Here is a 26,256-nt window from a genome sequence, read left to right on the forward strand (position 1 = left end):
CAATCATCTCATCTACCGGAAAGGAAGAGAAGCGCGAATGAACCCCAGCACTCCGCAGCCCCCACCACGTTCCGCCTCGGCCGGCAAAAACGATCCGCCCGCGGTCCGGATCGCCCTGGAGGACATCATGCATGCGCAGATGACGCTCAACGAGGTCATTACCCGCACGCCGCTCCAGCCGAACCGCGTGCTGTCCGCCCGCTACGGCTGCAACGTGCTGCTCAAGCGGGAGGATCTGCAGGTCGTCCGCTCCTTCAAGATCCGCGGCGCCTACCACCGCATCCGCACGCTCCCGCCCGAGGAGCTCGCCAAGGGCGTCGTCTGCGCCAGCGCGGGCAACCATGCCCAGGGCGTCGCCTACTCCTGTCAGACGCTCGGCATCCGCGGAAAGATTTTCATGCCGAGCACGACGCCGCGCCAGAAAGTGACGCAGGTGGAGTTTTTCGGCGGCGACCAGGTGGACATCGTGCTGACCGGCGACACGTATGACGACGCCTACGCCGAGGCGGCCCGCGAGTGCGAGCGCTCCGGCGCGGCGTTCATCCATCCGTTCGACGATCCCGCGATCATCGCGGGCAACGGCACCGTCGGCAAGGAAATCATGGACGCGACCGACACGATTCCGGACTACGTATTCGTCACCGTCGGCGGCGGCGGCCTCGCGGCGGGCGTCGCCTCGTACATCAAGGCGGTGTCGCCGCGCACCCGCATCATCGGCGTCGAGCCCAAGGGCGCGCCGTCGCTGGAGCTGTCGCTGCGCGCCGGGCAAGTGACGCCGCTCGACTCGATCGACAAGTTCGTCGACGGCGCGGCCGTCAAGCGGATCGGCGACCTGACGTTCGCGATCTGCCGCGACCTGCTCGACGACGTCGCGCTCGTGCCCGAGGGCAAGGCGTGCACGACGCTGCTCAGCCTCTACAACGAGAACGCCATCGTCGCCGAGCCGGCCGGCGCGCTGCCGGTCGCCGCGCTCGACCTGTACCGCGACGAGCTCGCGGGCAAGACCGTCGTCTGCATCATCAGCGGCGGCAACAACGACGTCGACCGCATGCAGGAGATGAAGGAGCGCTCGCTCATCTACGAGGGGCTCAAGCATTACTTCACCGTGAACTTCCCGCAGCGCGCCGGGGCGCTGCGCGAGTTCCTCGACGAGGTGCTGGGACCCGACGACGACATCTCGCGCTTCGAGTATACGAAGACGCACAACAAGGAGAACGGCCCCGCGCTCGTCGGCATCGAGCTCAAGCGCCGCGAGGACTACGGTCCGCTCATCGAGCGGATGAAGGGCAAGGGCTACCAGTTCGTCGAGCTGAACAAGGACCCGGTGCTGTTCGATCTATTGATTTGAATGATTGGAGATGGGAAAAGACGGCTTCCGCGCCAGGCGGAGCCGTCTTTTTTGAATAGGGATGGTTCAGGAATTGCCGCTCTGCGACGCGCGTCCCGAGTAGCTCATCTCCACCTCAGCGGTCGAGGAGCGAAAGCTGACGGTATACGTGCCGGAAGGCATGCCTTCGGGATAGCCGCTGCCGCTGCTCCAGGCGAAGGGCTGTCCCGGCTCGACGCGTTCCGTAAAGGAAACCTCGCCGGACGAAGAACGGGAGACGGAGACCGTCGTCGCTCCTTTTCCCTCATTGAGGAAATCCAAGGCGACGAAGCCGTGATTCTCCAGTACCTCGAAAGAAACAGAGGTGATCTTGCTGCCGCTGCTCCTTCCGGACCATGCCGCATCCTCGTCGGGAAGCCGGGTGCCTGCGGAAACGCTTGGCTTAGCCGGCAAGCCGACCGCAGCCGGGGAATCTTCCAGCTTGACCGATACGCGGCCGGACATCTCATATCCTTTGCTGGAGGAGAGGGCGATCGTATGGTTTCCGGCTGACCACGGACTCGTCCCGAGCACGGGTTTTTGCTCGCCCGGCTTCAAGGTGAACCGCATTTTTTCCTTTCCGGTTGAGGAGCCCTCTGTAATGCGGACCGCAATCGAATCGGATGCCTCGTTCTCCACCTGCACCGTTACCCAGCCCAGGTGCTCCGGAATGGCGAAGCTCCTTTTAAAGGTCTTCCCGGAAATGAACTCGTCCAAGATCGGAGTTTGTGCATAGGCAGAATTCCTGTCGCCGTTATTGTCGGCGGATAAAAACCACGATGCGCTCACCGCAGCAACAAGGAGCAGGCTGCCCGCCAGCAGCAGCTTTGCCGGACGTTTCATGCTTTTCTCCTCCTCTGCCTTTTCGCAAGATTCGCGCCATGGCCTGCTTGTGCCAAACGATAGAAATCTCTTTACAGACTACCATTTTATATTTATTTAATCAATTTATGTAAAATAAGAGAGAGGTAAGCAAGCCAGTCCTAACCTCAAAAAGACACGAGCAAAAAGCCCCTTTCGATGTGAAAGAGGCTCGCCTTTGAGTTTATAGACCTTGCTTTCTATTCTTCGCCTGCTTCACCCAGCGGCTAGCCCAGCAGATGCTTGCGGGCATCCAGGATGACGCCGGCGGTCTCCTCGATCGCGCGGTCGGTCACGTCGACGACGATGCAGCCGAGCCGCCGGAACAGCGCCTGCGCGTACTCCAGCTCCTCCGCCACCCGCTCCAGGCGGGCGTAGCTGACGCCGGCCGGCAGCCCCATGCTCTTGAGCCGCTCCAGGCGGATCGAGATGAGCTTCTCCGGCTGCATCGTCAGGCCGACGAAGCGGGAGCCCGGCATGCGGAACAGCTCCTCCGGCGGCTTGACCTCCGGCACGAGCGGGTAGTTCGCGACCTTGTAGCCCTTGTGCGCGAGGTAGACGCCGAGCGGCGTCTTGGACGTGCGGGAGACGCCGAGCAGGATCAGGTCCGCGTCCTTCCAGCCGACCACATGCTGGCCGTCGTCCGACTTGACCGTGAACTCGACGGCCTCCACGCGGGTGAAATACTCCTGGTCCATCCGGTGCGGCCGTCCCGCCTCCTGCTTGGGCGCGGAATTGAACGTCCGGATGAAGCCCTCCATGACCGGCCCCATCACGTCGACGGCGCAGACGCCGAGCCGCGCGGACTCCTGGCGGATCATCTCCCGCAGCTCCGGCAGCACCAGCGTATACACGACGAAGCTGCCGATCGAGGCGGCATGCTCCATCAGCTCGCGCACCTCTTCCTCGGACTTGACGTTCGCCCAGCGCTCCACCTGGGCCGACTCCGCCTCGAACTGGCGCAGCGTCGCGCGCACGACCGTCTCGGCCGTCTCTCCCGCCGAATCGGAGCAGACGACGATGCGTTTCCTGTCTTCGTTCAACCCTTCGCTCAACCTTTCCCCCGCCTCCTCGCTAGCTTTCCGCCGACGCCTCGTAAAACAGCCGGGTGACGGTCGTCTTGGTGATGCGCCCGACGACCTCCAGCCCCGCGTCCGGCCCGTCCCCGAGCGGCCGCACGACCGGCAGGCCGTCGATCTCGCGGGCGATCATGACCGCCATCGCCTCGCGCACCGTCTGCTCCGGCGTCACCGTCGCCAGATTGGACAGCCGCGTCATGACGAGGCCGAGCGGCATCGCGGCCGCTTGCGGGTTGCCGAGCGCGACCTTGAGCAGATCCTTGCGAGAGACGATGCCCGCCAGCCGGCCGGCCTCGTCGACGACGGTGAGGCTCCCGACATTCTCCAGAAAAAGCGTCACGACCGCATCGCTCACCGTCGCCGTCTCGCGCTGCACGACCGGCACGCTCATCACCTCGCCCAAAGGCAGCAGAGCGGCGGCGACCGTCGAGTCGGCGGTCCGCTCCGACTCCGACTCGTCGCGGCTGCCGAGGAAGTAGCCGACCTTGGGCTTGGCGTCGAGATAGCCGAGCATGACGAGCAGCCCGAGGTCCGAGCGGATCGCCGGACGGGTCACTCCGAGCCGCTCCGCGATCTGCTCGCCCGTGATCGGCGCGCGGCGGCGGACCGTCTCTACGATTTTCTTTTGCCTCGTCGATAGTTTGATCGCCGTTCCCTCCGCTCGCTTCATGTCCTACCACCTATTGTAACCGATGGCAGGACGATTTCACACCGGCAACGCGTCCGCCAGGGCGGACGGAGCCGCGTCCCGGCGCGGCCGGGCGAGAGCGGCCTGGGCGGCCGCGATGCGCGCCATCGGGATGCGGTACGGCGAGCAGCTGACGTAGTCGAGGCCGATCTCGTGGCAGAAGAAGATCGAGTCGCGCTCGCCGCCGTGCTCGCCGCAGATGCCGGCCTTCAGGCCCGGTCGAGCCGCCCGCCCCGCCTCCGTGGCGATGCGGATGAGCTGGCCGACGCCTTCCTCGTCGAGCACCTGGAACGGATTGAACGGCAGCAGCTTGCGCTCGACGTAGCGCGCGAGGAACTTGCCCTCGGCGTCGTCGCGGCTGCAGCCGTAGGTCATCTGCGTCAGGTCGTTCGTGCCGAAGGAAAAGAAGTCCGCATGCTCCGCGATCCGCCGGGCCGTCAGCGCCGCGCGCGGCACCTCGATCATCGTGCCGACGCGGATCGGCCGCTCGCGCCGCAGCGCCTCCGGCAGCAGCCGCTCCGCCACGGCCTCGACCTCGGCCCGCAGCAGGCCGAGCTCCGCCGCCTCGCCGACGAGCGGGATCATGATCTCCGCCCGCACGTCGACGCCGCGCTCCGCGCAGGCCGCGGCCGCCAGGCACAGCGCCTCCGCCTGCATCCGGTAAATCTCCGGATGCATGATGCCGAGCCGGCAGCCGCGCTGGCCGAGCATCGGGTTGGCCTCGCGCAGCGCATCCGAGCGGCGCAGCAGCGCCTCCAGCTCGGCGCGCTCCGCGCCGGCCGCAGCCTCGAGCTTGCGCTGCAGCTCCTCGCGGCCCGGCAGGAACTCATGCAGCGGAGGGTCGAGCAGCCGGATCGTCACCGGCAGGCCGTCCATCGCCTCCAGCAGCCCTTCGAAGTCGGCCTGCTGCATCGGGCGCAGCTCCGCCAGCGCCGCTTCCCGCGCCTCGTCGGTCTCGGCGGCGATCATGCGCTGCATGACGACCAGCCGCTCCGGCGCGAAAAACATATGCTCCGTCCGGCACAGCCCGATGCCCTGCGCGCCAAGCCGGCGCGCGGCGCGCGCATCCTCCGGCGTGTCGGCGTTGGCATGCACCTCCAGCAGGCGCAGCTCGTCGGCCCAGCGCAGCACCTGCAGCAGCTCCTCCGTCACCGCCGGCTCGCGCAGCGGCATGCGGCCCGCGATGACGCGGCCCGTGCCGCCGTCGATCGTCAGCCAGTCGCCTTCGGCGATCGCCTCGGCTCCGCTGCCGCGCACGGCGAGCCGCTTCGCCTCGGCGTCGACCTCCAGCGCCTCGCAGCCGCAGACGGCCGGCTTGCCCATGCCGCGCGCCACGACGGCCGCATGGCTCGTCATCCCGCCGCGGCTCGTCAGGATGCCTTCGGCGGCGAGCACGCCGTGGATGTCATCCGGCGTCGTCTCGGGACGCACGAGAATGACCGGCTGGCCGTCCCGGCTCCAGCGCTCTGCCGTATCGGCGTCGAACACCGCCCGGCCGATCGCCGCTCCCGGCGAAGCCGGCAAGCCCTTGGCCAGCGTCTCCGCCGCAGCCGATTCGTCGATGCCGCGATGGAGCAGCTGCTCCAGATGCGCCAGCTCCACCCGGCGCACCGCCTCCTCGCGGGCGATCCTTCCTTCGCGGACGAGGTCGACGGCGATGCGGAGCGCGGCTTGGGCGCCTCTTTTGCCCGTCCGGGTCTGCAGCAGGAACAGCCGCCCTCGCTCGATCGTGAACTCGATGTCCTGCATGTCGCCGTACCGTTCCTCCAGCGTGCGGCCCCAGCGGTCCAGCTCGGCATGCGCGTGCGGCAGCGCTTCGGCGAGCGAAGCGATCGGCTGCGGCGTGCGGACGCCGGCGACGACGTCCTCGCCCTGCGCGTTCAGCAGGAACTCGCCGTACAGGCCGGGCTCCCCCGTCGACGGATCGCGGGTGAAGACGACGCCGGTGCCGCAGTCCGCGCCTTTGTTGCCGAACACCATCCGCTGCACCGTCACGGCCGTTCCGCTCGCGCCGTCGATGCGGTTCACGCTGCGGTAGACGCGGGCGCGCGGATTGTCCCACGAGCGGAACACCGCCTCGACGGCGAGCCTCAGCTGTTCCAGCACATCCTGCGGAAACGGACGCCCGGCGTGCCGGAGCACGAGCTGCTGGTAGGCCAGGGCGAGCTCGCGCCAATCGTCCGCCGAGAGCTGCTGGTCCGTTTCTGCTCCGGCCGCTTCCTTGCGCGCCTCCAGCAGCCGCTCGAAGCGCCAGCCCTCGACGCCGAGCACGACTTGGCCGAACATGGCGATGAGGCGGCGGTAGCAGTCGTAGGCGAAGCGCTCGTCGCCGGTGATCGCGGCGAGCCCCTCCGCCGTCTCGTCGTTGAGCCCGAGGTTGAGGATCGTGTCCATCATGCCCGGCATCGACACGACCGCTCCGGAGCGAACGGAAACGAGCAGCGGGTCGGCACGGTCGCCCAGCCGCTGGCCGCCGCGCTCCTCCAGCACTGCGAGCGCCTCCCGGATCTCCGCCCACAGCGGCTCCTCCAGCATGCCGCCCGAAAGGGCGTAGTCCCGGCACGCTTCCGTCGTGACCGTGAAGCCCGGCGGCACCGGCACGCCGGCGGCGGTCATGGCCGCGAGTCCCGCTCCCTTGCCGCCGAGCAGCTCCTTCATGTCCGCGCGGCCTTCCTCGAACGCATAGACGCGTTTGGCGGTCATGGGCGCTCCCCCTCTCCTGCGGCGCCGCTCGCCGGCGGCGCGAAGCCGAGTCCGGCCGATCGGGCCGCGGCCTCCCGGCACGCCGGCGAGTCGCACAAGCTATGGAAGATTTTGACCCGGTTCGTCGGCAGCGTATCGATGATTTCGTTGCAGCTCGGGCATAGGACGAGGCCGTAGTGCAGGCTGCCTGCGGCAGCGGATTGTCCGGTCTTCATAAGAGTCCATCTCCTTTGAGGTGTTGTCGTGAGCGGGCGGACGGCGTTGATGGCGGATCGGACGGCTGAGGCGGCGAGGGGCAGGCGAGCGCTCGCGGCCGAGGCGAACGGATTCGCCTTGATTCCAGCCGCATTGCTGCAGGCTTGGCTATTCCGCTGCCCTCTTGGGAAAAGGCTGCTGCTAGACTCGGACGGCCTCCGCGCCGGTCCGGCCTGATGCTGCCGGGGATCGCTCCGCCATCCGTGCCGCCAGGTCGATGACCCGGCAGGCGTAGCCCCATTCGTTGTCGTACCAGGCGCTCAGCTGCACGGATGAGCCGCGAGCCAGCACGCTAGGCCCGTCGACGACCGCCGACTTGTCGCAGCCGATGTAGTCGGCGGAGACGAGCGGCAGCTCGGCATAGCCGACATAAGGCGCCAGCGGCCCGGCAGCCGCCTGCCGCAGCGCCTCGCGCAGCTCATCCGCGGAAGCGGCCTCGGCCAGCTCGAGCTGCAGCTGCAGCAGCGACACGTCGGCGACGGGCACGCGCACCGCCGAGCCGCGCATGACGGGAGCCAGCTCCGGCAGCACCTCGCGCAGCGCTTTGGACATGCCCGTAGCGGCAGGAACGATGGAGGAGCCGCAGGCGCGGGCCCGGCGCCAGTCGCGATGCGGATTGTCCAGATGGTTCTGGTCGCTGGTGAAGGCATGGATCGATGTCGCCCATCCCCCTTTCACGCCGAAAGCTTCATGCACCGCCTTCAGCACGGGAGCGAGGCAGTTGGTCGTGCAGGAGGCGGCGGAGACGAAGCGATGCGCCGACGAATTGTACCAGTCATCGTTGACGCCCATGACGGCGGTCAGGTCGGCTTCGCCCGGAGAGGTGAGCAGGACGCGTCCCGCTCCGGCCGCGATATGCTTCTCCATGCCGGCCCGATCGGTGAATGATCCGGTCGCGTCGATGACGAGATCGATGCCGAGCCGCTTCCACGGCAGCCGGGACGGGTCCCGTTCGGATACGAGCTCGATTCGGCGGGATGGCGGGACGGTGTCCCGTTCGGATAGGAGCTCGATTTGGCGGGATGGCGGGGTCGGAGTCCGTTCGGAATCATGCTCGATCCGTGACGGAGCCGGCCGAGACGGAGCCGATTCAAAAGCATGGTCGACTCGGTTCGGTCCGTGCCGATCGGCGGCTTCCAGCCGCAGCAGCGTCTCGCCGTCCGTCCTCACCCGTCCCGGCCAGCGGCCGTGCACGGTGTCGTATTCCAGCAGATGGACGAGCATGTCGGGAGTGCAGGTCGTGTTGATGGCGACGAGCTCCAGGTTCGAGCCCTCCGGCAGGTCCAGCAGCCGGCGGATGCAGAGGCGGCCGATTCTTCCCGTGCCGCTGATGGCGATTCGCATTGAGGCAGCTCCTTTATTGTGAGTTATATTTTTATATATGACGCCTTATAGGGCATGGAAAAGCCGTCATTCCGCTGATCTTCCGCTCGAAGCCAAGCGCTATTGATTCGGCGGACTGCGAGGGAACGTTATCCGTCCGACTGGAAGCGCGGGACGGTCGGGACGGTGGGAAGGTCCGCGGCCGCAACGGATGCTGCTTCGTCAGGCGGCTTGCCCGGCCTGACCGCGGTTGTTCGCATGGCGCTTATCCGAACGCCTGGCCGCCCGCCATCACGGCTTTCAGCGACAGGTCGTGGCGCGTCTGGATGAAGCGCACCGTGCGCGTCGCGGCCCGCATGACGACCGAGTGCGTCGAGGCGAGCCGTCCCGGCAGATCGCGCACCCCGTCCAGGAAATCGCCTTGCGTCACGCCGGTCGCGGCGAAAATGACGTCGCCCGTGCCGACGAGGTCGTCCGTGCGCAGCACGCGGGACGGATCGGCGATGCCCATCGCGGCGCATCGCCGCAGCTGCTCTTGGCCGCCCGGCAGCAGCCGGCCCTGGAATTCTCCGCCGAGGCACTTGATGGCCGCTGCGGCCAGCACGCCCTCCGGAGCTCCGCCGGAGCCCATGTACAGATCGACGCCCGTCTCGGGAAAGCACGGCGCCATCGCGCCGGCCACGTCGCCGTCGGTCAGCAGCCGCGCCCGGACCCCGAGCGACCGCAGCTCGGCCAGCAGCGGCGCGTGCCGTTCCCGCTCGAGCAGGGCCACCGTCAGCTCGGAGAGCGGCTTGCCGAGCTCAAGCGCCGCCTTGCGCAGGGTGGCCGCCGGCGGGTCCTGCAGGCGCAGCCTCCCTGCGAGCGCGGGTCCGACGGCGAGCTTCTGCATGTACATGTCGGGGGCATGCAGCAGCTGGCCGCGCGGCGCGAGCGCGAGCACCGACAGCGCGTTGTTCAGGCCGCGCGCGGCGAGCTCCGTGCCCTCGAGCGGGTCGACGGCCACATCCGCTTCCGGACCGCTGCCGGTGCCGAGCTCCTCGCCGATGTAGAGCATCGGCGCCTCGTCCATCTCCCCTTCCCCGATGACGACGCGCCCCCGGATGGCGATGGAGCCGAACATCCTCCGCATCGCTTCCGTCGCCGCGCCGTCCGCCCTTATCTTGTCGCCTCGTCCGATCCACGGGGCGCTGGCCAGGGCAGCCATCTCGGTCACCCGCACGACTTCGAGCGCCAATTCGCGTTCCATGCCCTCATCCTTTCGCCTGCTTGCCGAGAGTGAAGCTTGCTCCGCCAGGAGGGAGCTTCCGGATATAATGTAACACATATTATATATGAGTCACAATAGGCGGAAGGAAAGTTTATGAGGCGTATGGTTAGAGAGGCATATGATTAGAGAGGCATATGATTAGAGAGGCATATGATTAGAGAGGCGTATGGTTAGAGAGGCAAACCATTAGGGGCATGATCGGCCCGGGCTGCCCCGGTCAGCTGCGCGCGGGTATTCCGCGTGCAGGGAGCCGGTTGGCTCCGGCGAGGCTGGCTGCGTTAGAATTCGTATAACCAACGGTTGGCGATGACATCGCTCGCACCGTTCGGTTTCTTCGCGTGCAGCGAGCTGTTGGCTCTAGGGAAGCCCGCTACGTGTGCGGTTTCTTCGCGTGCAGCGAGCTATTGGCTCTCATGTCGCTCTCTTGCGTAAACAGTCACAAGCTAAGATAGATAGACGGGGATTTATTGACGGAGTCGAAACCTCCTTCATTCGATGCAACGATCGGCCGGGGGCGCTCTCAACGGGTCGAGACCTCCTTCATTCGCTGCAACCAGTGGCCGGGGACGCTCTAAACGGGTCGAAACCTCCTTCATTCGCTGTGATGATCGGCCGGGGGCGCTCTCAACGGGTCGAGACCTCCTTCATTCGATGCGACCATCGACCGGGGACGCTCTCAACGGGTCGAGACCTCCTTCATTCGCTGCAACGATCGGCCGGGGACGCTCTCAACGGGTCGAGACCTCCTTCATTCGCTGCAACCGGCGGCTGGAGACGCTCTCAACGGGTCGAAACCTCCTTCGTTCGATGCGACGATCGACCGGGGAGGCTATCAACGGGTCGAAACCTCCTTCGTTCGATGCGACGATCGGCTGGAGACGCTCTCAACGGGTCGAGACCTCCTTCATTCGCTGCAACGATCGGCCGGGGACGCTCTCAAGGGGGCGAGACCACCTTCGTTCGCTGTGACGATCGGCTGGAGACGCTCTCAACGAGTCGAAACCCCCTTCATTCGATGCGACGATCGGCCGGGGGCGTTTGCAACAAATCAGCTCGTTTACGCTAGCTCTCTCGCGGGCCCGGGCTATCAATTCGGCACCGGCGCATAGAAAAAGACCGAGCAGCCGGAAGACATGCTTCCGGCTGCTCGGTCTTTTGTAGCGACATGTCCGGGAAAGAAAGAGGATGGTCTGTCGGCTCCGCCCGCAACAACCATGCAGCCGGCGCATGAGGCATGCCCGACGTCGGATCGGAGCCTAACTGCTCTCTTGAAAATTACGCGTGCTGTCGCCGGCTCGAACCTCGTGGCCGCCTGCTTGCCGTCGCCGGCTCGAACCTCGTGGCCGCCTGCGTGCTGTCGCCGGCTCGAACCTCGCGGCCGCCTGCTGCCGTTGCCGGCTCGAACTTCGCGGCCGCCTGCGTGCCGTTGCCGGCTCGAACCTCGCGGCCGCCTGCTTGCTACCGCCTAGTCGCCCCCGCCCTTCAGGGCTTCATCCTCCATCGACTGCGGCTGCCTGGCCGCTGCGCGCTTCTCCACGCCGGGGGGTGCCGCAGCCCCAAGCCGCTTACCAGGCGTAGGCGTTCGGAGCTTGTCCTCCCGGACCCGGGAAAATGTCATCGATGCGCTTCAAAACGCTCTCGTCGAGCTTGATCTCGACGGCGCGCAGCGAGCGCTCGAACTGCTCCAGCGTGCGCACGCCGATGATCGGGGCGGTGACGGCCGGCTGGTGGAGCAGCCAGGCCAGCGACACGAGGTCCTCGGTCTCTCCGAGCTCGTCGCACAGGCGGCCGTAAGCCTCGAGCTGCTCGCGATGCTTCTCCCAGCGCTTGTCGCCGCTGCGCTGGCCCGCATCGCCGCGGCGGATGTTGCCGGACAGCAGGCCGCCGTCGAGCGGGCTCCACGGAATGACGCCGATGCCATGCGCCTGAGCGGACGGCAGCACCTCCAGCTCGGGCAGCCGGGTCAGCAGGTTGTACTTATGCTGCTCGGAGACGAGGCCGAGCACGCCGCGCGCCTTGGCCTCGCCTTGGGCGACCGCCAGATCCCAGCCCGCGAAGTTGCTGGAGCCGACGTACCCGATCTTGCCCTGCGCCTGCATGTCGCCGAAGGCCGGCCACAGCTCCTCCCAGCTGACGCTGCGATCCACGTGATGCATCTGGTACAGCTCGATGTGGTCGGTCTGCAGCCGGCGCAGCGAGCCTTCCAGATGGCGGCGGAGCTTGTACGACGACAGGCCCGCCTCGCGGTTGGGCCCGTCATGCGCATCATGCATGTCGCCGTAAGCCTTGGTGGCGAGCACGACGCGCTCGCGGCGGCCGCCTCCCTGCGCGAACCAGCGGCCCATGATCTCTTCCGTGCGGCCGGAATTTTCTCCCCAGCCGTAGATGTTCGCCGTATCGAAGAAGTTGATGCCGGCATCCAGCGCGGCATCCATGATGGCGAACGCTTCCTTTTCCTCCGTACCGACGCCGAAATTCATCGTGCCCAGGCAGAGACGGCTGACCCGCAGCCCCGAACGGCCAAGCTTGGTGTACTCCATCTGTTCGTCGCTCTCCTTCCCATTCGCAAGAAATGATGACTCTTCCAGTATACCGGAGCGGAGCCTGCGGAAACAAAATCGCTGAATGGCGATGATGCTGCGATAACACGGCCCGTCTAGGCTGAAGAGGCGCGCAGCGACGCCTGCCGTCCGTCCCGCCGTCTTTGATGCACCTTTGCCTGCCGGCAGCCGTCCTATTGCCGTACGACTCCGCCCATCTGGAAAGGAGGCCTGAACGAAATGGCGATGCGCTTCCGGCTCCTGCGAGCCCCCGCTTCGTCCGCCGCTTCCACCGCGCTTGCCGCGTCTGCGGAATCGGCCGCATCTCCGGCTCATGCTCCGCATCCATACCCCGCTCCCGCTTCGGCCACTTCTGCGGAATCCGCCGCGTCTCCGGCTCACGCTCCGCATCCATACCCGGCTCACGCTCCCACTGCCGCCGCCCTGCCCCCGCTCGCGGCCTCTGCCGTCCCGACAGCCGCTTCGCCTCCCGCTCGGCCTTTCGCCGAGCATCGCGCGGACGCGGGTCCTCCCCATCCGCCCCCCGCTCCCGCGTCTCTTCTTCTCCGGGAGCCGATGGCGCTGCTGCTGTACGCCTCCTACGGCGACGGCCACCTGCAGGCCGCCAAAACGATCCGCGACCAGCTCGCCGCGCAAGGCTGCCGCCGAATACAGATGGTGGACCTGATGGGCGAAGCCCATCCGCTCCTGGATGCTCTCTCCCGCCGCTTTTACCGCAGCAGCTACCGCTTCTTTCCCCGTCTGTACGGATGGCTGTACGAAGCGACGCGACTCGCCGCATCCCGGTCGCCGCTCGCCCGGTGCCTCCACTCCCCAGGCCGTAGGCGCCTGGTCCAGCTGCTGCGCGAGGAGCGTCCCGACATCCTGCTGCATACGTTCCCGCTCTTTCCCGGCCCGCCCGCCGGATCGCCGGATCGCCCCGCGCTGACAGCCGCGATCGTCACCGACTATGACCTGCATCGCCGCTGGGTCCATCCCGGCATCGACCGCTACTACGCCCCGACGGAGGAAATGCGCGCCGAGCTTCTCGCCGCCGGCGTACCCGAGGAGCGCGTCTGCGTCGCCGGCATCCCGGTGAGGCCCGGGTTCGATGCCCGGCTGCGCGGCCTCGACCGCAGCGAGCTGTCTCGCCGCGGCTTCGATCCCGAGCTGCCGCTCGTGCTGCTCATAGGCGGCGGAGCTGGCGTCCTCGGCGGCCTGCTGCCCGCCTGCGCCCGGCTGCTCGAGGCGCGGCCGCGGCTTCAGCTCGCGCTGATCTGCGGCCGCAACGCAGCGTTCGCCCGCAAGGCCCGCCGCCGCTTCGCCGGCCATCCCGGGGCCGGCCGCCTGCATGTGCTCGGCTATGTCGAAGAGCTGCCGGAGCTGATGCGGCACGCGGCCTGCCTCGTGACGAAGCCGGGCGGCCTGACGATCGCCGAAGGGCTGGCCGCCGGCGTGCCGCTCGTCCTTTTTCGTCCCGTGCCGGGCCAGGAGCGCCGCAATGCGGCCTATGCGGAGCGGATGGGCGCAGCCGCCGTCGCCCGCACGCCGGACGCCCTCGCCGAAGCGGTGCTGAAACTGTTGGCCGATCCGGTACGTCTAAAGGAAAGCGCGCGCCGGGCGGAAGCGCTCGGCCGTCCGGACGGGGCCGAGCGGATCGCCGGCGATTTGCTGCGGCAGCTGGAGGGGTATACTGGGAAGGAATGGCCGATTCGGCCAAGCTGTCGTTCAAGGAGGAACCCCGGATGAAGGCAATTCCATCGCTGCTGCGCTCCGGTGCCAGGAGCCGATCCCAGCTCCCGCTGCTCGCCGTCGTCCTGCTGCTCGTCGAATTCGCGCGCGGGGCGGCGCTGGTCAGCTTCCTGCCCCTGTACGGCACGAATACGCTCGGCCTGACGCTCGGCACGGTCGGCGCGGCGATTACGGCCCATTACTTGACCGACACGGCGCTCAAGCTCGGCATCGGGTACGGACTGGACCGCCTGTCGATCCGGACCGTCGTCTTCGTCGGCATGCTCGTCTCTCTGGCCGGCATCCTGCTGCTGCCGCTGGCGCACGCGCCGTCGCTGTTCATCGCGGCGTCCGCGCTGTACGGCGTCGGCATCTCTCCGATCTGGATCGTCTGCCTCACCCGGGTCAGGGAGGAGAAGCGAGCCTCGCAAATGGGCACGCTCTACGCGATCTGGCTCGGCGGCCTCGGCGCCGGTCCGATCGTCTGCAACATCGTGCTCGACTACAGCGACCGCGCCGCCTATCTGCTGCTGCTCGGCTCGGTGGCCGCCGCGACCGCGCTCTCGCTGCTGCTGGGCGGGCGGGCCACGACCGATTCCGCGCAGCATGTGCCGCTGCGCCGGCAGCTGCCTGTGCTGAGGGAGCGGCTGCGGGCGATGCGGCTGCTGCTGCCCGGCATGGTGCTGCAGACCGCCGTCGCCGGCATGCTCGTCACCGTCCTGCCGACGTTCGCGACGGACCGCCTGGCGCTGAGCGGCGCCCAGTACTCCCTGCTGCTCACGGCCGGAGGCGTGCTGACGATCGGCATGCTGATGCCGATGGGCCGGCTGTCCGACCGGCTGAGCCGCCATCGGCGCTGGTTTCTCGTCGCCGGCTTCTTCGCCGTCGCGGCCTCGCTGTACGCGCTCTCCTTCACGCGCAGCTTCGTGCTCTGCGTCGGCCTGGCCGCCTTGCTCGGCCTGTCCTACGCCGCCGTGCTGCCCGCCTGGAACGCGCTGCTCGCCGCTTATGTTCCGCCTAGCCAGAAGGGGCTCGGCTGGGGTATGCTGAGCACAGTGGAGGGCGTCGGCGGCATGATCGGCCCCGTCGCCGGCGGCCTGGCGGCCACCTGGCGCGGCGAGCCGTTCGTCGTCTGGCTCAGCGCCCTGCTGTTTGGACTCATCGGGCTGTGCTACGGCTTCCTGCCGCTTTCGGAAGCTGCCGATGGCCGCTCTAAATTATCGGAATAGGTTGTGAGCTTTTCCATGAACCACATCCAAAAGTGGCTCGGCCAACTCAAAAGCATGAATTTGCAGCAGCTGGAGCACACCTTGCAGCAGCTTTCCCATTACGGGCCGCTGCCCGGCATGCTGCTGCCTTTCGCGGAGGCGTTCCTGCCTTTCCTGCCGCTGTTCGTCTTCATCGCGGCCAACGCCAACATCTACGGCCTCGGCCTCGGCTTCCTCTATTCGTGGATCGGCGTCAGCGCCGGCTCCATCTGCGTCTTTTTCTTGGCCCGCACGTTCGGGTCCGGGCTTGGCATGTGGCTGGAGCGGCGCTTTCCCCGCGCCGGCAAGTTTTTCGACTGGCTGGAGCGCCGCGGGTTCACGCCGGTGTTCCTGCTCAGCTGCTTCCCTTTTTCCCCGTCGGTCCTGGTAAACATCGCCTCCGGCCTGAGCTCGCTGCCGCTGCGCACGTTCCTGCTTGCCGTGCTGCTCGGCAAAGCCGTCATGATTATGGTCATCTCGCTGCTCAGCTTCAACATCGGCGAGCTCGCTCCCTGGCGCATCGCGCTGGCGGCCGTCGTCGTCGTGGCGCTGTGGCTGGGCGGCAAGAAGCTCGAGACGCGCTACCTCGCCAAGTAGCGGTCCGGCGCTGCCGAATGTTGCCTGCTCCGCCCGCTCATAGGACAACCTCCCGCGCGGCACACTGTTAAGGCAGTCCAATGCCGAGAGGAGAATGGCCATGTCAGGCGAACAGCCATCCGCCAAGCAGTTGTCCGCTCGCAAGGCGCAGTCGGAAGCCGACCGCACCGGGCGCGGCAAAGCCCAGGCGAGCGAGCGTCAGTCCGATGCCGACGCGGCGGCAGTCAAGAAGCACGGCATCTAGCCGGCCCGGAACAGGAGGAGAGCTTGATGAGCAGGAACGAGGACAATCCCGTCCATAACGAGATGGAACCGGTCTCGGGCGAGCATGTCGAGGTCGACGGCGTCTACACGAACCAGTGGGGACGCGAGGAGAAGCTGCAGCGCGGAGACGTTTTTCCGGCCGATCCGATGTGGGGCTCGACAGAATGGAAGCTGACCGAGCTTGAATTCAGCAACCATCACGCCGGCCATACCGATCCGCGCGAGATTCCGCATGACAGCGCCAACGATCCGGAGAACCATCTCCAGCATCCGCGCCGCCACAAGCATAAAGAGCATCGCGGCGACGAGTAGGCTCGAAGCCCGCTCAGAGCCGACTTCGGCCAACTGCAAAAAGCGCCTTCCGTGCTGCACGGAAGGCGCTTTTTGCGGTTGGCCGGACCCGTGAAGATCATGCCCTTTCTCGGCTGTGCGAAAGGCTCTTGGTCCGCTCGCGGCGGCGGTTGCGCGCCTTGGACAGGGCTGGGCCAGCCGCGGCTGAGCAGGGCTTAGTCCTTGCCGCGCAGCGGGAAGATTTGCCAGCGGCTGGAGGCGCTCCCGGGCTCGCGGGTCTGCACCTGCTCGATCAGCTTCTCGAGGCGCCGCAGATGGTAGCCGTACTCGAAAAGCGCCGAGGCGACGAAGACGAGCCGGCGATGCTCCTCGGGATTGTCCCGCAGGTAGTCCGTCAGCTGGCGGGCCAGGCTCGATCCGGTGATCGCTTCCGACTGGCTGAACGAGCCGGGCTTGACCTTGTTGTCGAGCTTGAGCAGCAGGAACTCGTGGTACTTGGTCAGCTCCTCGATCTGCGAGTCCATCCGTCCCGCCCAGGCTTCGGCGCCGGGCGCGGAGAAATAATGCTCCTCGACGACCTCGAGCAGGTCGGCGCCCTTGTTCACGACACGGATGAGCTGCCTCGCGAGCAGCAGCTGCCGGGCCCGCTCCGCCCGGCTCGAAGCGCGGAGGCTGCGTTCGTCCTCGAGCACCTTGAAGCGCTCCTCCAGGCGGCCGATCGTGCCCTGGAGCTTGTCCTTCTCCGCGTTGTACACCTGCTCCCTCATCTCGTCGGAGATGGACGTGCGCAGCAGCAGCGACAGCTGGGCATGGCTCTGGTGCACGAGGTCATGGAACTGACGGCGCGGACTCGGAGGGAAGATGAGCACGTTGACGGCGAATGCCGCTCCCATGCCTGTCAGCACCTGCAGGAAACGCTCCACGGCGAACATCCAGCCGGTGGAGTTGGCCTCCATCACGGCGACGACGGTGACGAGCGTCAGGCCGACGGTCGACTCCATCTTGAGCTTGATGCTGATGAGGATGACCGCGATGCAGACGATGCCGACGGTGATCGGCGAGTTGCCGATGAGCTGCACCGCGCCGAGCGCGATCGCCGCGCCGAGCAGGTTCGTCTGGAACTGGTCGCTGATCTGCTGCCACGAGCGGAAGATCGACGGCTGCAGGGTGAAGATGGCCGATACGGCCGATAGAATCGGATTGACGAAGCCGAACAGGCCGCTCAAATAAATGGCCAGCGCCACGGCCATGCCCGTCTTGAGGACGCGGGCGCCTATCGTCATGGTGCGGGTCCTCCTTTGGGTTCGCGCAAGGGTGAGGGACGATCCGCCTCAGCCGGCCGAGGCGCCCGATTCGGGCTCCCGGAACGCGCTGCGCACGCTGTGGCTGCGGCAAGGCAGCCGGATCTCGAACGTCGTCCCGATGCCGAGCTCGCTGGAGACGCGGATCCGTCCTTTATGATTGTCCACAATTTTATAGGATACCATAAGACCGAGTCCAGTGCCCTTGTCTTTGGTCGTGTAGAACGGCTGTCCCATCTTGGAAAGCTGCTCTTCGTCGATGCCCGGCCCCCCGTCCGTGACGGAGATGACGGCCTCGTCGTCCTCCGCTCGCAGCCGGATCTCGATCTCTCCCCCGTCCTGCATGACCTCGATCGCGTTCTTCAGCACGTTAATAAACACTTGCTTGATCTGCGAATCGACGCCGTAGATCCAGAGCGGCTCCTGGCCGTAGTCCGCCTTGATCTCGATGCCGTACAGCGCCGCCTGCGATTCCAGCAGCAGCGCCGTATCGAGCATCATGACGCGGACGTCGGCGAAGTCCATCTCGTACACCTGGGGCTTGGAGAGCATGAGCAGCTCGCTGACGATCATCTCGATCCGGCTCAGCTCCGACTTCATGATGTCGAAATAATGGGAAGAAGTAGAGCGTCCGCTCGCCATCAGCTGCAGGAAGCCTTTGAGCGAGGTGAGCGGGTTGCGGATCTCGTGGGCGATGCCGGCCGCGAGCTGGCCCGCGACATACAGCTTCTCGGAGTTGATGAGCAGCTCCTCGTTCTTCTTGCGCTCCGAGATGTCGCGGATGATGACGACAACGATCGGCTTGCCGGCGAAGGTCGACTCCGACAGGATCACCTCCGTGTTGATGAGGCGTCCCTTCGCCGTCACCCAGTCAAGCTCGATCGGAGGACTTTCTCCCCGCTTCTTCTCCTTGCCGTGCCGGCGCAGCACCGGCCGCAGATAGGCGCTCATGCGCTCGTGATGGCCGGAATACAGGAACTGGTAGATGGAGCGGCCGACCATTTCGGATTCGTTCTCGATCTCAAACATGCGCTGGCCGGAGCGATTGATGAATTCCCAGTCGTACCCGCTGATGACGGCGATCGCATCGATCGAATTCTCGACGATGAGCCGGTAGCGCTCGTTGATGAGGCCGTAGCGGCGGTCGGCCACCCAGGCGATGATGCTGAAGGCGAAAATGACGATGACGGCCAGCGCCAGCAGCAGGCCCATGAGCAGGACGTAGTCGCCCAGCCGATAGTCCGGCGGCGACATCCTTTTGGAGACGATCGTGCCCGCTAGGGCCAGCACGTGCAGGGACAGGGCTCCCGATGCCAGAAGCAGGCTGCATAGCGGACGGAACTTTCCTCCGTATTTGGCATGAAGATGGAAGGCGGCGACGGTGGCGCCGAGAAAGCTCAGCGCGCCGGCAGCGATGTAGATGGGATCGAACCGGAAATGTCCGGCGTGATGGGCCAGCAAGCACATGAGATGCAGCAGCAGCAAGCTCGCGGCCAGGATGGACGCCGCGGTCAGCTGGCGCAGGATCGAAGGCGGATGGCCGCTCCGCAGCAGGAAGGACAAGGCGAACAGCGCCGCTCCGCCGGTCATGAACAGCGGCAGGATCGTCATCGCGCCGACGCTGATGACATAGTCGTACGCAAGCATGCCGACGAAGTGCATGGACCAGGCGCCGAGCGAGAACACGGCCGCAGCGCCGGCTAGCCAGAACAGGCGGCCGGGCCTGGCGCGCTGGATGCCGCCTGCCATGCTCAGCATCGTGTAGGAGGAGAACGACATGATGATGAAAGCCAGCAGCAGATACAGCAGGTGGTCGATCGTCAGGAATGGTTTCATGGAAACGGGCTCTCCCCTACTCATCTCTCTTTCTGCCGGAGCTCTTTTTCGCAGCCGAGGACGAGCGTCGCCTCCCCGGCAAAGAGAGTTGAGAGCCGTTCCGGCCGCGGCCTTCCACCCAATTCGACGGCAGAAAAGAAAATCCTTTTCACGCTCCGCAGGACGGGAGCAGGCAAGGGCGGAGCGCCGGGTGCAGCGGAAGCCCTTGGAAAGAGGAGCCCGGCTCGCTTACAATGGGGCCATGGAAGGGAGCGGATCGACCATGGAAGAGCGATTCGATATCTATGACGAGAGCTGGGAGCACGCCGGCACAGCGCTGAGGCGGGACGTCCACCGGCTCGGCCTGAGGCATCGCAGCTTCCACTGCTGGCTCTACCGCGTCGGCGAGGGCGTGCCGAAGGTGCTGTTCCAGAAGCGCCAGCAGGGCAAGGATACGTATCCCGGCTACCTGGACATCTCGGCGGCGGGCCATCTGGCGGCGGGCGAGACCGTCCGGGATGCCGTGCGCGAGCTGGAGGAGGAGCTCGGCATCGCGGCGGCTTTCGAGGAGCTGACGCTTCTCGGCATGAACGAGGAAAGGTCTGTCGGAACGGCTCGCGGCGAGGCGTTCATCGACCATGAGCAGAGCGAGGAATACGCCCTCCGCTTCGAGCGGCCGCTGCTGTCGCTGCGGCTGCAGCCGGAGGAGGTGCTGGGCATCTACGAGGCTCCGCTGCCGGATATGATCCGGCTGTTCGACGGCGAGCTGGACGAGCTTGAGGCGGAAGGCGCCGAGCTGGCCGGCGGCGCGGGCCGTGCCGGCAGCGCAGAAGGCAGCGGCGCGGGCCGGGCCGGCGGCGCAGAAGGCGGCGGTGCGGGCCGGGCCGGCGGCGCAGAAGGCGGCGGCGCGGGCAATTCGCTGGCGCAGGCTCGCCTTATCGTGCGGGCGGAGCAGTTTGTACCGCGCCCAAATGGCTATTACGCCGGGCTGTTCCGGCGGCTGCTCAAGCTCGCGGAGGCAAGCGGCGGAGCCTAGGCGATCGCGATTCGGCCGATCCAAGGCAGATTCATGCCTTGGTTCACGCGCGGACTCGCGATTCGGCCGATCCAAGGCAGATTTATGCCTTGGTTCATGCGCAGACTCGGTGATTCGGCCGAACCAAGGCAGATTTACGCCTTGGTTCTCACGCAGACTCGCCATTCGGCCGATCCAAGGCAGATTTATGCCTTGGTTCACGCGCGGACTCGCCATTCGGCCGATCCATTTTCGCTCGTCCAACCGGCATCCGCACGCTTCTTTCCTTATTTGCTCAGCGGAAGATCAATAAAGAAGCCAAACGGGACAAAGGCCGAGTGGATGCTCGCCTTCGTCCCGTTTGGCTTCTGCCGCATCATCGCAGCTAGGCTGATAACAGCGTCTGCATGCGGCCACACGCGCCTGCCTGCGGCGCACACTCGCAGCTTGCGGCCGCACGCGCCTGCTTGCGGCGCACACTCGCAGCCAGCGCGCGCCGCAGGCTCGCTCCAGCGCCGCTAGCGCCTGCGGCGGCCTCGCGCCGGCTTCGGCGCCGCGCCGGAGCGCTTCGCGCGCGATGGCTTGCGCGCGCTGCCGCTCGGCGCGGCCCGGCGCGCCGCGCCGCGTGCCGCGCGCCGGGCGGCGCCGCGGGCGGCTTTGCGCGCGCCGCCGCCCTTGGCCGCCTGGCGAGCGGCGCTGCCGGGCTTGCCCGCGGCCGGCACCGCCGTCACGCTGCCGAGCTGAGCCGGCGACGCTCCCGCTGCTGGCAGCGGCCGCCGGCCCGGACCGGGCGGGACCGCTCCCCAGCCCGGCAGCGGCCCGCCGAAGCCCGACAGTCCCGGCATGCCGCCGCCGAACGGCCCGAGGCCGGGAAACCCGACGGGTGCGCCGCCGGGCAAAGGCGAGCCGAACGGGGGCTGCGGCTGGCTTCCGCCCTGCGCTCTTTGCCAGTTGGAATACCAGTTGTCGATCATCCCGTGGATGTTGTAGAAATACGTGGAGCGCGGCGCGATGTCGAGATCCTGCAGGATCCGCTCGTTCAGCACGTCGGAACCGGCGTCGTGGATGCAGGCATGCAGACGCTCGATGTAGCGGCCCAGATCGTCGGACGTGGCGAAAGACTGCGGCTGCGTGCGCACCCGCATCTCCGCGTTCACATCATAGCAGCGGCTCATGCGGATGCCTTGAGGCACCTCGCTCCATGGCTGCACGAGATTCATGTCGTAGCCTTGAGATTGATACCAGGTCAGCACCTTGCGGATGTACTGGCGGTGAAAGCTCAGGAACCGGTCGCCCCAGCCGACCGGAGGATTGCTGTTGTCGCCGACATGGTTGGCATGATGCCAGCGGCGGTGCTCCTCCAGCAGGTCGTCGGGAAAGTTCGGAATAATCATCGGAAATCCTCCTAGGAAAGCCCATGCGGCTTGCTTGGCGTCTTTCCATAGGATATGTGGGGGCAGGCGGGCATGTGCCTCCCCTCCGGCTCGCCGTCCGCCGCCCTTCCGCTTCAGCTCCGATCGTCGTAATAGACATGCTCGGCGCGCAGCCGGCCGCCCTCGATGTCGAGCAACCCGAACGAGTAGCGGGGCTGGCGGCGCTTCTGGAGCGGCGAGCCCGGGTTGAACAGCAGCGACGGACCGTGCTGCTTGCGGTACGGCGTATGCGAGTGGCCGAAAAGAATCAAGTCCGGCCGCTCCTCCTCGAAGCTCGAGAGCGCCTTTTGCTCCGTCCAGCGCCCCCAGCCGACGTCGCCGTGCACGATGCCGATCCGGCAGCCGGCCAGCTCCAGCAGCCGCTTGCGTCCGAAGCGCCGCACCAGCTCCGGCCCGTCGTTGTTGCCGGCGACGCCCTCTACCGGCGCGATCCGCTCCAGCAATGAGACGGCCCGGACATGCGTCCAGTCCCCGGCATGCAGGATGAGCTCCACTCCCTGCAAGCCCCGCACGAGCTCATCCGGCAGCTTGGAGGCCGCGCCGCTCAGATGCGTGTCGGACACGAGTCCGATCCTCATGAGCCTCTCCCCCTTCTTCCCGTGATCCTTTTCCCCAGCTTATCATATCTTCGCCCGTCCCTGCAGCGGTACGGCACGTCTTGGAAAGCGGCTCGGCACCTGGCGGCCATGCTCCGCCGGGCGACCCGATTCGGCCGAATCCCCGTCTCTGCCCGCGCAGAGCCATAGGAGGACCGCGCTGCGGGAGCCGACGATTCGCTTCGTTCGTGCGGAGCCCGGCGGTTTGGTACAATGGAGGCACCGCATGCGCGGAAAAAATCGCCGTGAAGGAGGGAACCCGCTCCGCCGGGCGCGCAACAGCTCCTGCTTGCAGCCTGGGCTCGCAGCTAAGCTCGCAGCTCCAGCCCGCTGTCCGAGCTCCCAGCTGCTCAGCTCGCTGCCTAAGCTTCCAGCTCCTGCTTTGCAGCTACGGCTCGCAGCCTAGGTCGAAGCTAAGCGTGCAGCTCCCGCTCGCTGCCCAAGCTCGCAGCTAAGCTTGCAGCTACGGCTCGCAGCCAAGGTCGCAGCTCAGCTCGCGACTCCGGCTCGCTGCCCAAGCTCCCAGCTCAGCTTGCAGCTTACAGCTCGCAGCCCTAACTCCAAGCCTGCTGCCCCAGCCCGGCGGAACGGTACGCCATGACCTCAATGATCGCCTTGACCAACAAGCTGCGCGAAGCGATGTCCCATCTGGAGAACCGCTTCCAGGAACGCGAGGAGCTGATCCGCGTCCTCCTGCTGGCGATGATGAGCGGCGAAAGCCTGCTGCTCGTCGGGCCTCCCGGCTCCGCCAAATCGCAGCTCGCCCGCGCCGCCGCCTCCCTGCTCGGCACGAGCCGCAGCTTCGACTACCTGCTGACCCGCTTCACCTCGCCGGACGAGCTGTTCGGCCCCGTGTCGCTCCAGCAGCTCAAGCAGGACCGCTACATCCGCCAGACCCGGGGCTTCCTGCCGGACGCCGAGGTCGCCTTCCTCGACGAGATCTTCAAGGCGAGCAGCGCCATCCTGAACTCCTTGCTCACGCTGCTCAACGAGCGCCGCTTCCACAACGGCGCGGAGGCGCAGCCGGTGCCGCTGCTGACGCTGATCGCCGCTTCCAACGAGCTGCCGGAGGAGCAGGAAGGGCTGGCCGCGCTGTACGACCGCTTCCTGTTCCGCTACGAGACGCGCTACCTGCAGCAGATCGCGAGCTTCGAGCGCATGTTCCAGGCTCCGGAGGGCCCCCCGCCGGCGCTGCTCGATCCCGCGACGCTCAAGCAGGTGCAGGAGCGCGCCCGCGAGGCGCGCCTGCCCGAGCCCGTGCTCGTGATGCTGTTCCGGCTCAAGACGCTGCTGGAGGAAAAGGAATACGTGCTCTCCGACCGCCGCTGGCGCCGCATCGGCCGCACCTGGCAGATCAGCGCGGCGATCCATGGCCGTGGCGAAGTCAGCGTCTGGGATACGGTGCTCACGCCGCATCTGCTGTGGGACTTTCCCGAGGACCTGGAGGAGCTGCGCGGCTTGTTCGCGGAGGCCTGGCAGGAGCTGCTCGCCAAGGAGCTGGAAAAGGAGCTGCCCCTCTCGGCGTACCGCGAGACGCTGCGCCGCTGGCTGGACAAGGAGGACGAGCTGAGCGGCTTCCAGTTCCGCAAGGAGGTCGGCGGCTCGCTCGGCGCCGGCCAGTCGGAACGCCTCAAGGGCCAGCTGGACGAAGCCCGCGCCGAGCTGGAGGAGACCGCCCGCTCGCTGCAGGGCCGGCTGACCGCCTGGCAGGAGCGGGAGAAGCAGCTTCCGGCATGGATCGCCGCGCAGTCGGTGTTCGTCCTTTACCCCGATGAATATGCCGTCCGCTTCACGCGGCTGCGCATCCAGGGCGAGAAGCTGCTGCAGCAGGTGCAGGGGCTTTACCGCAGCCTGTTCGACAAGGACATCCCGGGCATCGCCTACGACTACACGCTGTAACGTACCGCCCGCGCGCCTGGCAGCCCGCTGCCGCGCGCCTCGCCCGACCGACATGGACAAGGAGGAATCCGCATGCTCATCCGCTGCGCGCGCGTCGACCGCTATCAGTTCGACGGCTTCGTCCGCTCCTCCCGCACCGCGCGCGAGTGGATGCGGGAAGCCGAGCGCCAGGTGCCGTGGTTCGATCTGGAGCTGTTCGCCGACTTTTTCATGAGCTTCTATCTGCCCGATCCCGCCTTCGAGCATCCGGCCGGCGGCGATCCGTTCCATCGCTGGATGCTGACCGCCCTGAGGCGCCAGCACTACTACCGCGAGATCCATCCCCGCACCGTCCACGAGGTCAACGCTTCCTTCAAGACCGCGCTCAAGGCGCTCATGTGGCTGACGGAATCGTACGAGGAGGAAGCCCGCCGGCGCGAGCGCGAAAAGCGCCCGATCGCGGGCGCCGGCCAGCAGGAGCAAGGCCGGGGGAGCGAGGAGGAGTCCGGGGAGCTGCGCGAGCGGCTGACGGACAAGCAGCTGCAGCAGCTGGAGCTCGTCGGCTACCGGCTCCAGCAGGGCAAGCGCGCGGCCGAGGACAACCAGCGCGCGCAGGACGCGCGGCCGCTCGACCTCGAGGAGCTGGCCGCGCTGCGCCGCCGCGTCGAAGAGCTGCGCGAGGCGATGCGCACCGACTTCGTGCGCCGGGACAAGCATCGCGCCAAGCTCGCCAAGGCGGAGCAGGAGCTCGGCCAGCAGGAGCGGCGGCTCTCCCGCGTCACCGCTCGCGAGGCGGCGGCGATGCAGCGGCTCGAGGACGAGCTCGGCGGCTGGCTCGCCGAGTCGCTGCGCGGCTCGCTGAGCCGCGAGGAATCGGACAGCGGCGATGTCCATGCGCTGCTGCAGGCGAGCCAGCGGCTGGCGAACCGGCGCTGGGGCAGCGAGCTCGGCCGGCTGCGCCGGCAGACGTACGAGCAGTACGCCATGTGGGTCGAGCGGCTGCGCGGCCGCAAGGATCTGCTCGCCTTTCTCGAGGAGGTCGGACGCCAGCTGCATGCGTTCAAGGCCGCGCGCAAGCAGGCCGCTTCCCGCCGCGCTCCCGAGGCGCGCGGCGGCCTCGAGCTGTCGGGCGACATCGCCCGCATGCTGCCGTCCGAAGCGAGCCTGCTCGCCGATCCCGACTACGAGCCGTACTTCCTCATGCGCTGGCTCGACCGCAAGCTGCTCACCTATGCGCCCGAAGGACGCGAGGAGGAGCCGCAGCGCGGGCCGGTCATCTGCATGGTCGATACGTCCCACTCGATGCGCGGAGCCAAGCTCCGGCTCGCCCAGGCGTTCACGGCGGCGTTCGCCGCCTTCACGCTCGGCGAGCGGCGCGACTTCACGCTGCTGCTGTTCGGCGCCAAGGGCGAAGTGCTGGAGCATCGCCTTCACCACCAGCGTCCGGACTGGGATAAATTCTACGAGCTCTCGCAGCTGGCCTATGGAGGCGGCACCAACTTCGACGCGCCGATCGCCCGCGGCATCGAGCTCGTGCAGGGCGCGCGCGGCTTCGCCGCGGCCGACTTCGTCCTGCTGACCGACGGCGTCGGCGAGGTGACGCCTCCCTATCGGGAGCGGCTGGCCGCGCTCGCCCAGCGCCGAGGCGTCCGCCTTCATACGCTGATTTTCGGCTCGCCGCGCCAGCATCTGGCCCGTCCGTACGACATCGCCGGCATCTCCCATCGGATCCGCTTCGCGGCCGTGTGGGAAGGCGCCGATCCGGCGGCGGCGGACCTGCTGCTGGACGTGTTCTCTCCCCGTCGGCCCGCGCCGGCGCCTGCCGCGCGGCGGCGCTGACAGCCGCCGACGCCAAAAAGGAGCGCGTCCCGGCCGGGCCGGTCCGCGCTCCTGAACGATCGGGAAGCAATATCATGCCATCAAGCCGTATCGGCAGCGATTGGGCCCGCCTCCGCTCTCAGCGGAGATGGACGACGAGCCAGGCGGCGCAAGCGGCCCAGAAAGGC

The 26,256-nt window shown here is 67.1% G+C and carries 21 protein-coding genes; 9 read left to right on the forward strand and 12 right to left on the reverse strand.

Annotated features, from left to right (window positions below; translation table 11 throughout):
• Positions 1 to 37: 37 nt before the first annotated feature.
• Positions 38 to 1,348, forward strand: a complete 1,311-nt coding sequence (gene ilvA / locus HGI30_RS20695) for a threonine ammonia-lyase IlvA (protein WP_168909237.1) — start codon at positions 38 to 40, stop codon at positions 1,346 to 1,348.
• Between the two features lie 66 nt (positions 1,349 to 1,414).
• Here the strand turns inward: ilvA and HGI30_RS20700 are convergent, their stop codons facing one another.
• From HGI30_RS20700 to HGI30_RS20735, 8 genes are all read right to left on the reverse strand, one after another.
• Complete coding sequence (locus HGI30_RS20700; protein ID WP_168909238.1) at positions 1,415 to 2,209, reverse strand: hypothetical protein; 795 nt, start codon at positions 2,207 to 2,209, stop codon at positions 1,415 to 1,417.
• Between the two features lie 245 nt (positions 2,210 to 2,454).
• Complete coding sequence (locus HGI30_RS20705) at positions 2,455 to 3,282, reverse strand: pyruvate, water dikinase regulatory protein (RefSeq protein WP_168909239.1); 828 nt, start codon at positions 3,280 to 3,282, stop codon at positions 2,455 to 2,457.
• A gap of 19 nt (positions 3,283 to 3,301) precedes the next feature.
• Complete coding sequence (locus tag HGI30_RS20710; RefSeq protein WP_168909240.1) at positions 3,302 to 3,976, reverse strand: helix-turn-helix transcriptional regulator; 675 nt, start codon at positions 3,974 to 3,976, stop codon at positions 3,302 to 3,304.
• 36 nt (positions 3,977 to 4,012) lie between these two features.
• Entirely contained in the window at positions 4,013 to 6,697 is a 2,685-nt protein-coding gene (gene ppdK / locus HGI30_RS20715) for a pyruvate, phosphate dikinase (RefSeq protein WP_168909241.1), read from the reverse strand.
• Positions 6,694 to 6,912 carry a GapA-binding peptide SR1P gene (locus HGI30_RS20720; RefSeq protein ID WP_168909242.1) on the reverse strand — a complete coding sequence of 73 codons (219 nt, stop codon included), beginning with the start codon at positions 6,910 to 6,912 and terminating at the stop codon, positions 6,694 to 6,696. Before HGI30_RS20720 ends, ppdK begins: the two co-directional genes overlap by 4 nt.
• Positions 6,913 to 7,093: 181 nt before the next feature.
• Complete coding sequence (locus HGI30_RS20725) at positions 7,094 to 8,296, reverse strand: type I glyceraldehyde-3-phosphate dehydrogenase (RefSeq protein ID WP_235680224.1); 1,203 nt, start codon at positions 8,294 to 8,296, stop codon at positions 7,094 to 7,096.
• 244 nt (positions 8,297 to 8,540) lie between these two features.
• Entirely contained in the window at positions 8,541 to 9,521 is a 981-nt protein-coding gene (gene glpX, locus HGI30_RS20730; protein WP_168909243.1) for a class II fructose-bisphosphatase, read from the reverse strand.
• Positions 9,522 to 11,107: 1,586 nt separating this feature from the next.
• Entirely contained in the window at positions 11,108 to 12,082 is a 975-nt protein-coding gene (locus tag HGI30_RS20735) for an aldo/keto reductase (protein WP_168909244.1), read from the reverse strand.
• A 576-nt stretch (positions 12,083 to 12,658) separates the two neighbouring features.
• Between HGI30_RS20735 and HGI30_RS20740 the strand changes: the two genes are divergently transcribed.
• From HGI30_RS20740 to HGI30_RS20760, 5 genes are all read left to right on the forward strand, one after another.
• Positions 12,659 to 13,831: an MGDG synthase family glycosyltransferase gene (locus tag HGI30_RS20740; protein WP_168909245.1), complete on the forward strand. Its 1,173-nt coding sequence runs from the start codon at positions 12,659 to 12,661 to the stop codon at positions 13,829 to 13,831.
• On the forward strand, positions 13,828 to 15,042 hold the full coding sequence (locus HGI30_RS20745; protein WP_168909246.1) for an MFS transporter: 1,215 nt from the start codon (positions 13,828 to 13,830) through the stop codon (positions 15,040 to 15,042). The genes HGI30_RS20740 and HGI30_RS20745 overlap by 4 nt, the downstream gene beginning before the upstream one ends.
• A 15-nt stretch (positions 15,043 to 15,057) precedes the next feature.
• A complete protein-coding gene (locus tag HGI30_RS20750) occupies positions 15,058 to 15,657 on the forward strand; it encodes a TVP38/TMEM64 family protein (protein ID WP_168909247.1) in 600 nt (199 codons plus the stop codon).
• Positions 15,658 to 15,757: 100 nt separating this feature from the next.
• On the forward strand, positions 15,758 to 15,901 hold the full coding sequence (locus tag HGI30_RS20755; protein WP_168909248.1) for a hypothetical protein: 144 nt from the start codon (positions 15,758 to 15,760) through the stop codon (positions 15,899 to 15,901).
• A gap of 26 nt (positions 15,902 to 15,927) precedes the next feature.
• On the forward strand, positions 15,928 to 16,233 hold the full coding sequence (locus tag HGI30_RS20760; RefSeq protein WP_206109967.1) for a transposase: 306 nt from the start codon (positions 15,928 to 15,930) through the stop codon (positions 16,231 to 16,233).
• A 194-nt stretch (positions 16,234 to 16,427) separates the two neighbouring features.
• On the opposite strand, the gene HGI30_RS20765 is transcribed toward HGI30_RS20760, so the two are convergent.
• Together HGI30_RS20765 and HGI30_RS20770 are read right to left on the reverse strand one after the other, a co-directional pair.
• Entirely contained in the window at positions 16,428 to 17,495 is a 1,068-nt protein-coding gene (locus tag HGI30_RS20765) for an FUSC family protein (RefSeq protein WP_168909249.1), read from the reverse strand.
• A gap of 48 nt (positions 17,496 to 17,543) precedes the next feature.
• Entirely contained in the window at positions 17,544 to 19,349 is a 1,806-nt protein-coding gene (locus HGI30_RS20770) for an ATP-binding protein (protein ID WP_168909250.1), read from the reverse strand.
• A gap of 262 nt (positions 19,350 to 19,611) precedes the next feature.
• Here HGI30_RS20770 and HGI30_RS23075 point away from each other — a divergent pair, with 262 nt between their 5' ends.
• Positions 19,612 to 20,364, forward strand: a complete 753-nt coding sequence (locus HGI30_RS23075) for an NUDIX hydrolase (protein WP_206109969.1) — start codon at positions 19,612 to 19,614, stop codon at positions 20,362 to 20,364.
• 497 nt (positions 20,365 to 20,861) lie between these two features.
• Here HGI30_RS23075 and HGI30_RS20780 read toward each other — a convergent pair whose 3' ends face one another.
• Complete coding sequence (locus HGI30_RS20780; protein WP_168909251.1) at positions 20,862 to 21,737, reverse strand: hypothetical protein; 876 nt, start codon at positions 21,735 to 21,737, stop codon at positions 20,862 to 20,864.
• Positions 21,738 to 21,850: 113 nt separating this feature from the next.
• The gene (locus HGI30_RS20785) at positions 21,851 to 22,354 is read right to left on the reverse strand and encodes a metallophosphoesterase family protein (protein ID WP_168909252.1); all 504 of its coding nucleotides are present in this window, start codon (positions 22,352 to 22,354) and stop codon (positions 21,851 to 21,853) included.
• Between the two features lie 615 nt (positions 22,355 to 22,969).
• Between HGI30_RS20785 and HGI30_RS20790 the strand changes: the two genes are divergently transcribed.
• Both HGI30_RS20790 and HGI30_RS20795 read left to right on the forward strand, forming a co-directional pair.
• Complete coding sequence (locus HGI30_RS20790) at positions 22,970 to 24,271, forward strand: AAA family ATPase (protein ID WP_168909253.1); 1,302 nt, start codon at positions 22,970 to 22,972, stop codon at positions 24,269 to 24,271.
• 72 nt (positions 24,272 to 24,343) lie between these two features.
• Positions 24,344 to 26,089, forward strand: a complete 1,746-nt coding sequence (locus HGI30_RS20795; protein ID WP_168909254.1) for a hypothetical protein — start codon at positions 24,344 to 24,346, stop codon at positions 26,087 to 26,089.
• Positions 26,090 to 26,256: the final 167 nt, after the last annotated feature.

The sequence above is a fragment of the Paenibacillus albicereus genome, assembly GCF_012676905.1.
GTDB lineage: Bacteria > Bacillota > Bacilli > Paenibacillales > Paenibacillaceae > Paenibacillus_O > Paenibacillus_O albicereus.

Coding starts and splice junctions, on each gene's coding strand:
- ilvA (WP_168909237.1), top strand. CDS start 38: ATGAACCCCAGCACTCCGCAGCCCCCACCACGTTCCGCCTCGGCCGGC.
- HGI30_RS20700 (WP_168909238.1), bottom strand. CDS start 2,209: ATGAAACGTCCGGCAAAGCTGCTGCTGGCGGGCAGCCTGCTCCTTGTT.
- HGI30_RS20710 (WP_168909240.1), bottom strand. CDS start 3,976: ATGAAGCGAGCGGAGGGAACGGCGATCAAACTATCGACGAGGCAAAAG.
- ppdK (WP_168909241.1), bottom strand. CDS start 6,697: ATGACCGCCAAACGCGTCTATGCGTTCGAGGAAGGCCGCGCGGACATG.
- HGI30_RS20720 (WP_168909242.1), bottom strand. CDS start 6,912: ATGAAGACCGGACAATCCGCTGCCGCAGGCAGCCTGCACTACGGCCTC.
- HGI30_RS20725 (WP_235680224.1), bottom strand. CDS start 8,296: ATGCGAATCGCCATCAGCGGCACGGGAAGAATCGGCCGCCTCTGCATC.
- glpX (WP_168909243.1), bottom strand. CDS start 9,521: ATGGAACGCGAATTGGCGCTCGAAGTCGTGCGGGTGACCGAGATGGCT.
- HGI30_RS20735 (WP_168909244.1), bottom strand. CDS start 12,082: ATGGAGTACACCAAGCTTGGCCGTTCGGGGCTGCGGGTCAGCCGTCTC.
- HGI30_RS20740 (WP_168909245.1), top strand. CDS start 12,659: ATGGCGCTGCTGCTGTACGCCTCCTACGGCGACGGCCACCTGCAGGCC.
- HGI30_RS20745 (WP_168909246.1), top strand. CDS start 13,828: ATGAAGGCAATTCCATCGCTGCTGCGCTCCGGTGCCAGGAGCCGATCC.
- HGI30_RS20750 (WP_168909247.1), top strand. CDS start 15,058: ATGAACCACATCCAAAAGTGGCTCGGCCAACTCAAAAGCATGAATTTG.
- HGI30_RS20755 (WP_168909248.1), top strand. CDS start 15,758: ATGTCAGGCGAACAGCCATCCGCCAAGCAGTTGTCCGCTCGCAAGGCG.
- HGI30_RS20760 (WP_206109967.1), top strand. CDS start 15,928: ATGAGCAGGAACGAGGACAATCCCGTCCATAACGAGATGGAACCGGTC.
- HGI30_RS20765 (WP_168909249.1), bottom strand. CDS start 17,495: ATGACGATAGGCGCCCGCGTCCTCAAGACGGGCATGGCCGTGGCGCTG.
- HGI30_RS20770 (WP_168909250.1), bottom strand. CDS start 19,349: ATGAAACCATTCCTGACGATCGACCACCTGCTGTATCTGCTGCTGGCT.
- HGI30_RS23075 (WP_206109969.1), top strand. CDS start 19,612: ATGGAAGAGCGATTCGATATCTATGACGAGAGCTGGGAGCACGCCGGC.
- HGI30_RS20780 (WP_168909251.1), bottom strand. CDS start 21,737: ATGATTATTCCGAACTTTCCCGACGACCTGCTGGAGGAGCACCGCCGC.
- HGI30_RS20785 (WP_168909252.1), bottom strand. CDS start 22,354: ATGAGGATCGGACTCGTGTCCGACACGCATCTGAGCGGCGCGGCCTCC.
- HGI30_RS20790 (WP_168909253.1), top strand. CDS start 22,970: ATGACCTCAATGATCGCCTTGACCAACAAGCTGCGCGAAGCGATGTCC.
- HGI30_RS20795 (WP_168909254.1), top strand. CDS start 24,344: ATGCTCATCCGCTGCGCGCGCGTCGACCGCTATCAGTTCGACGGCTTC.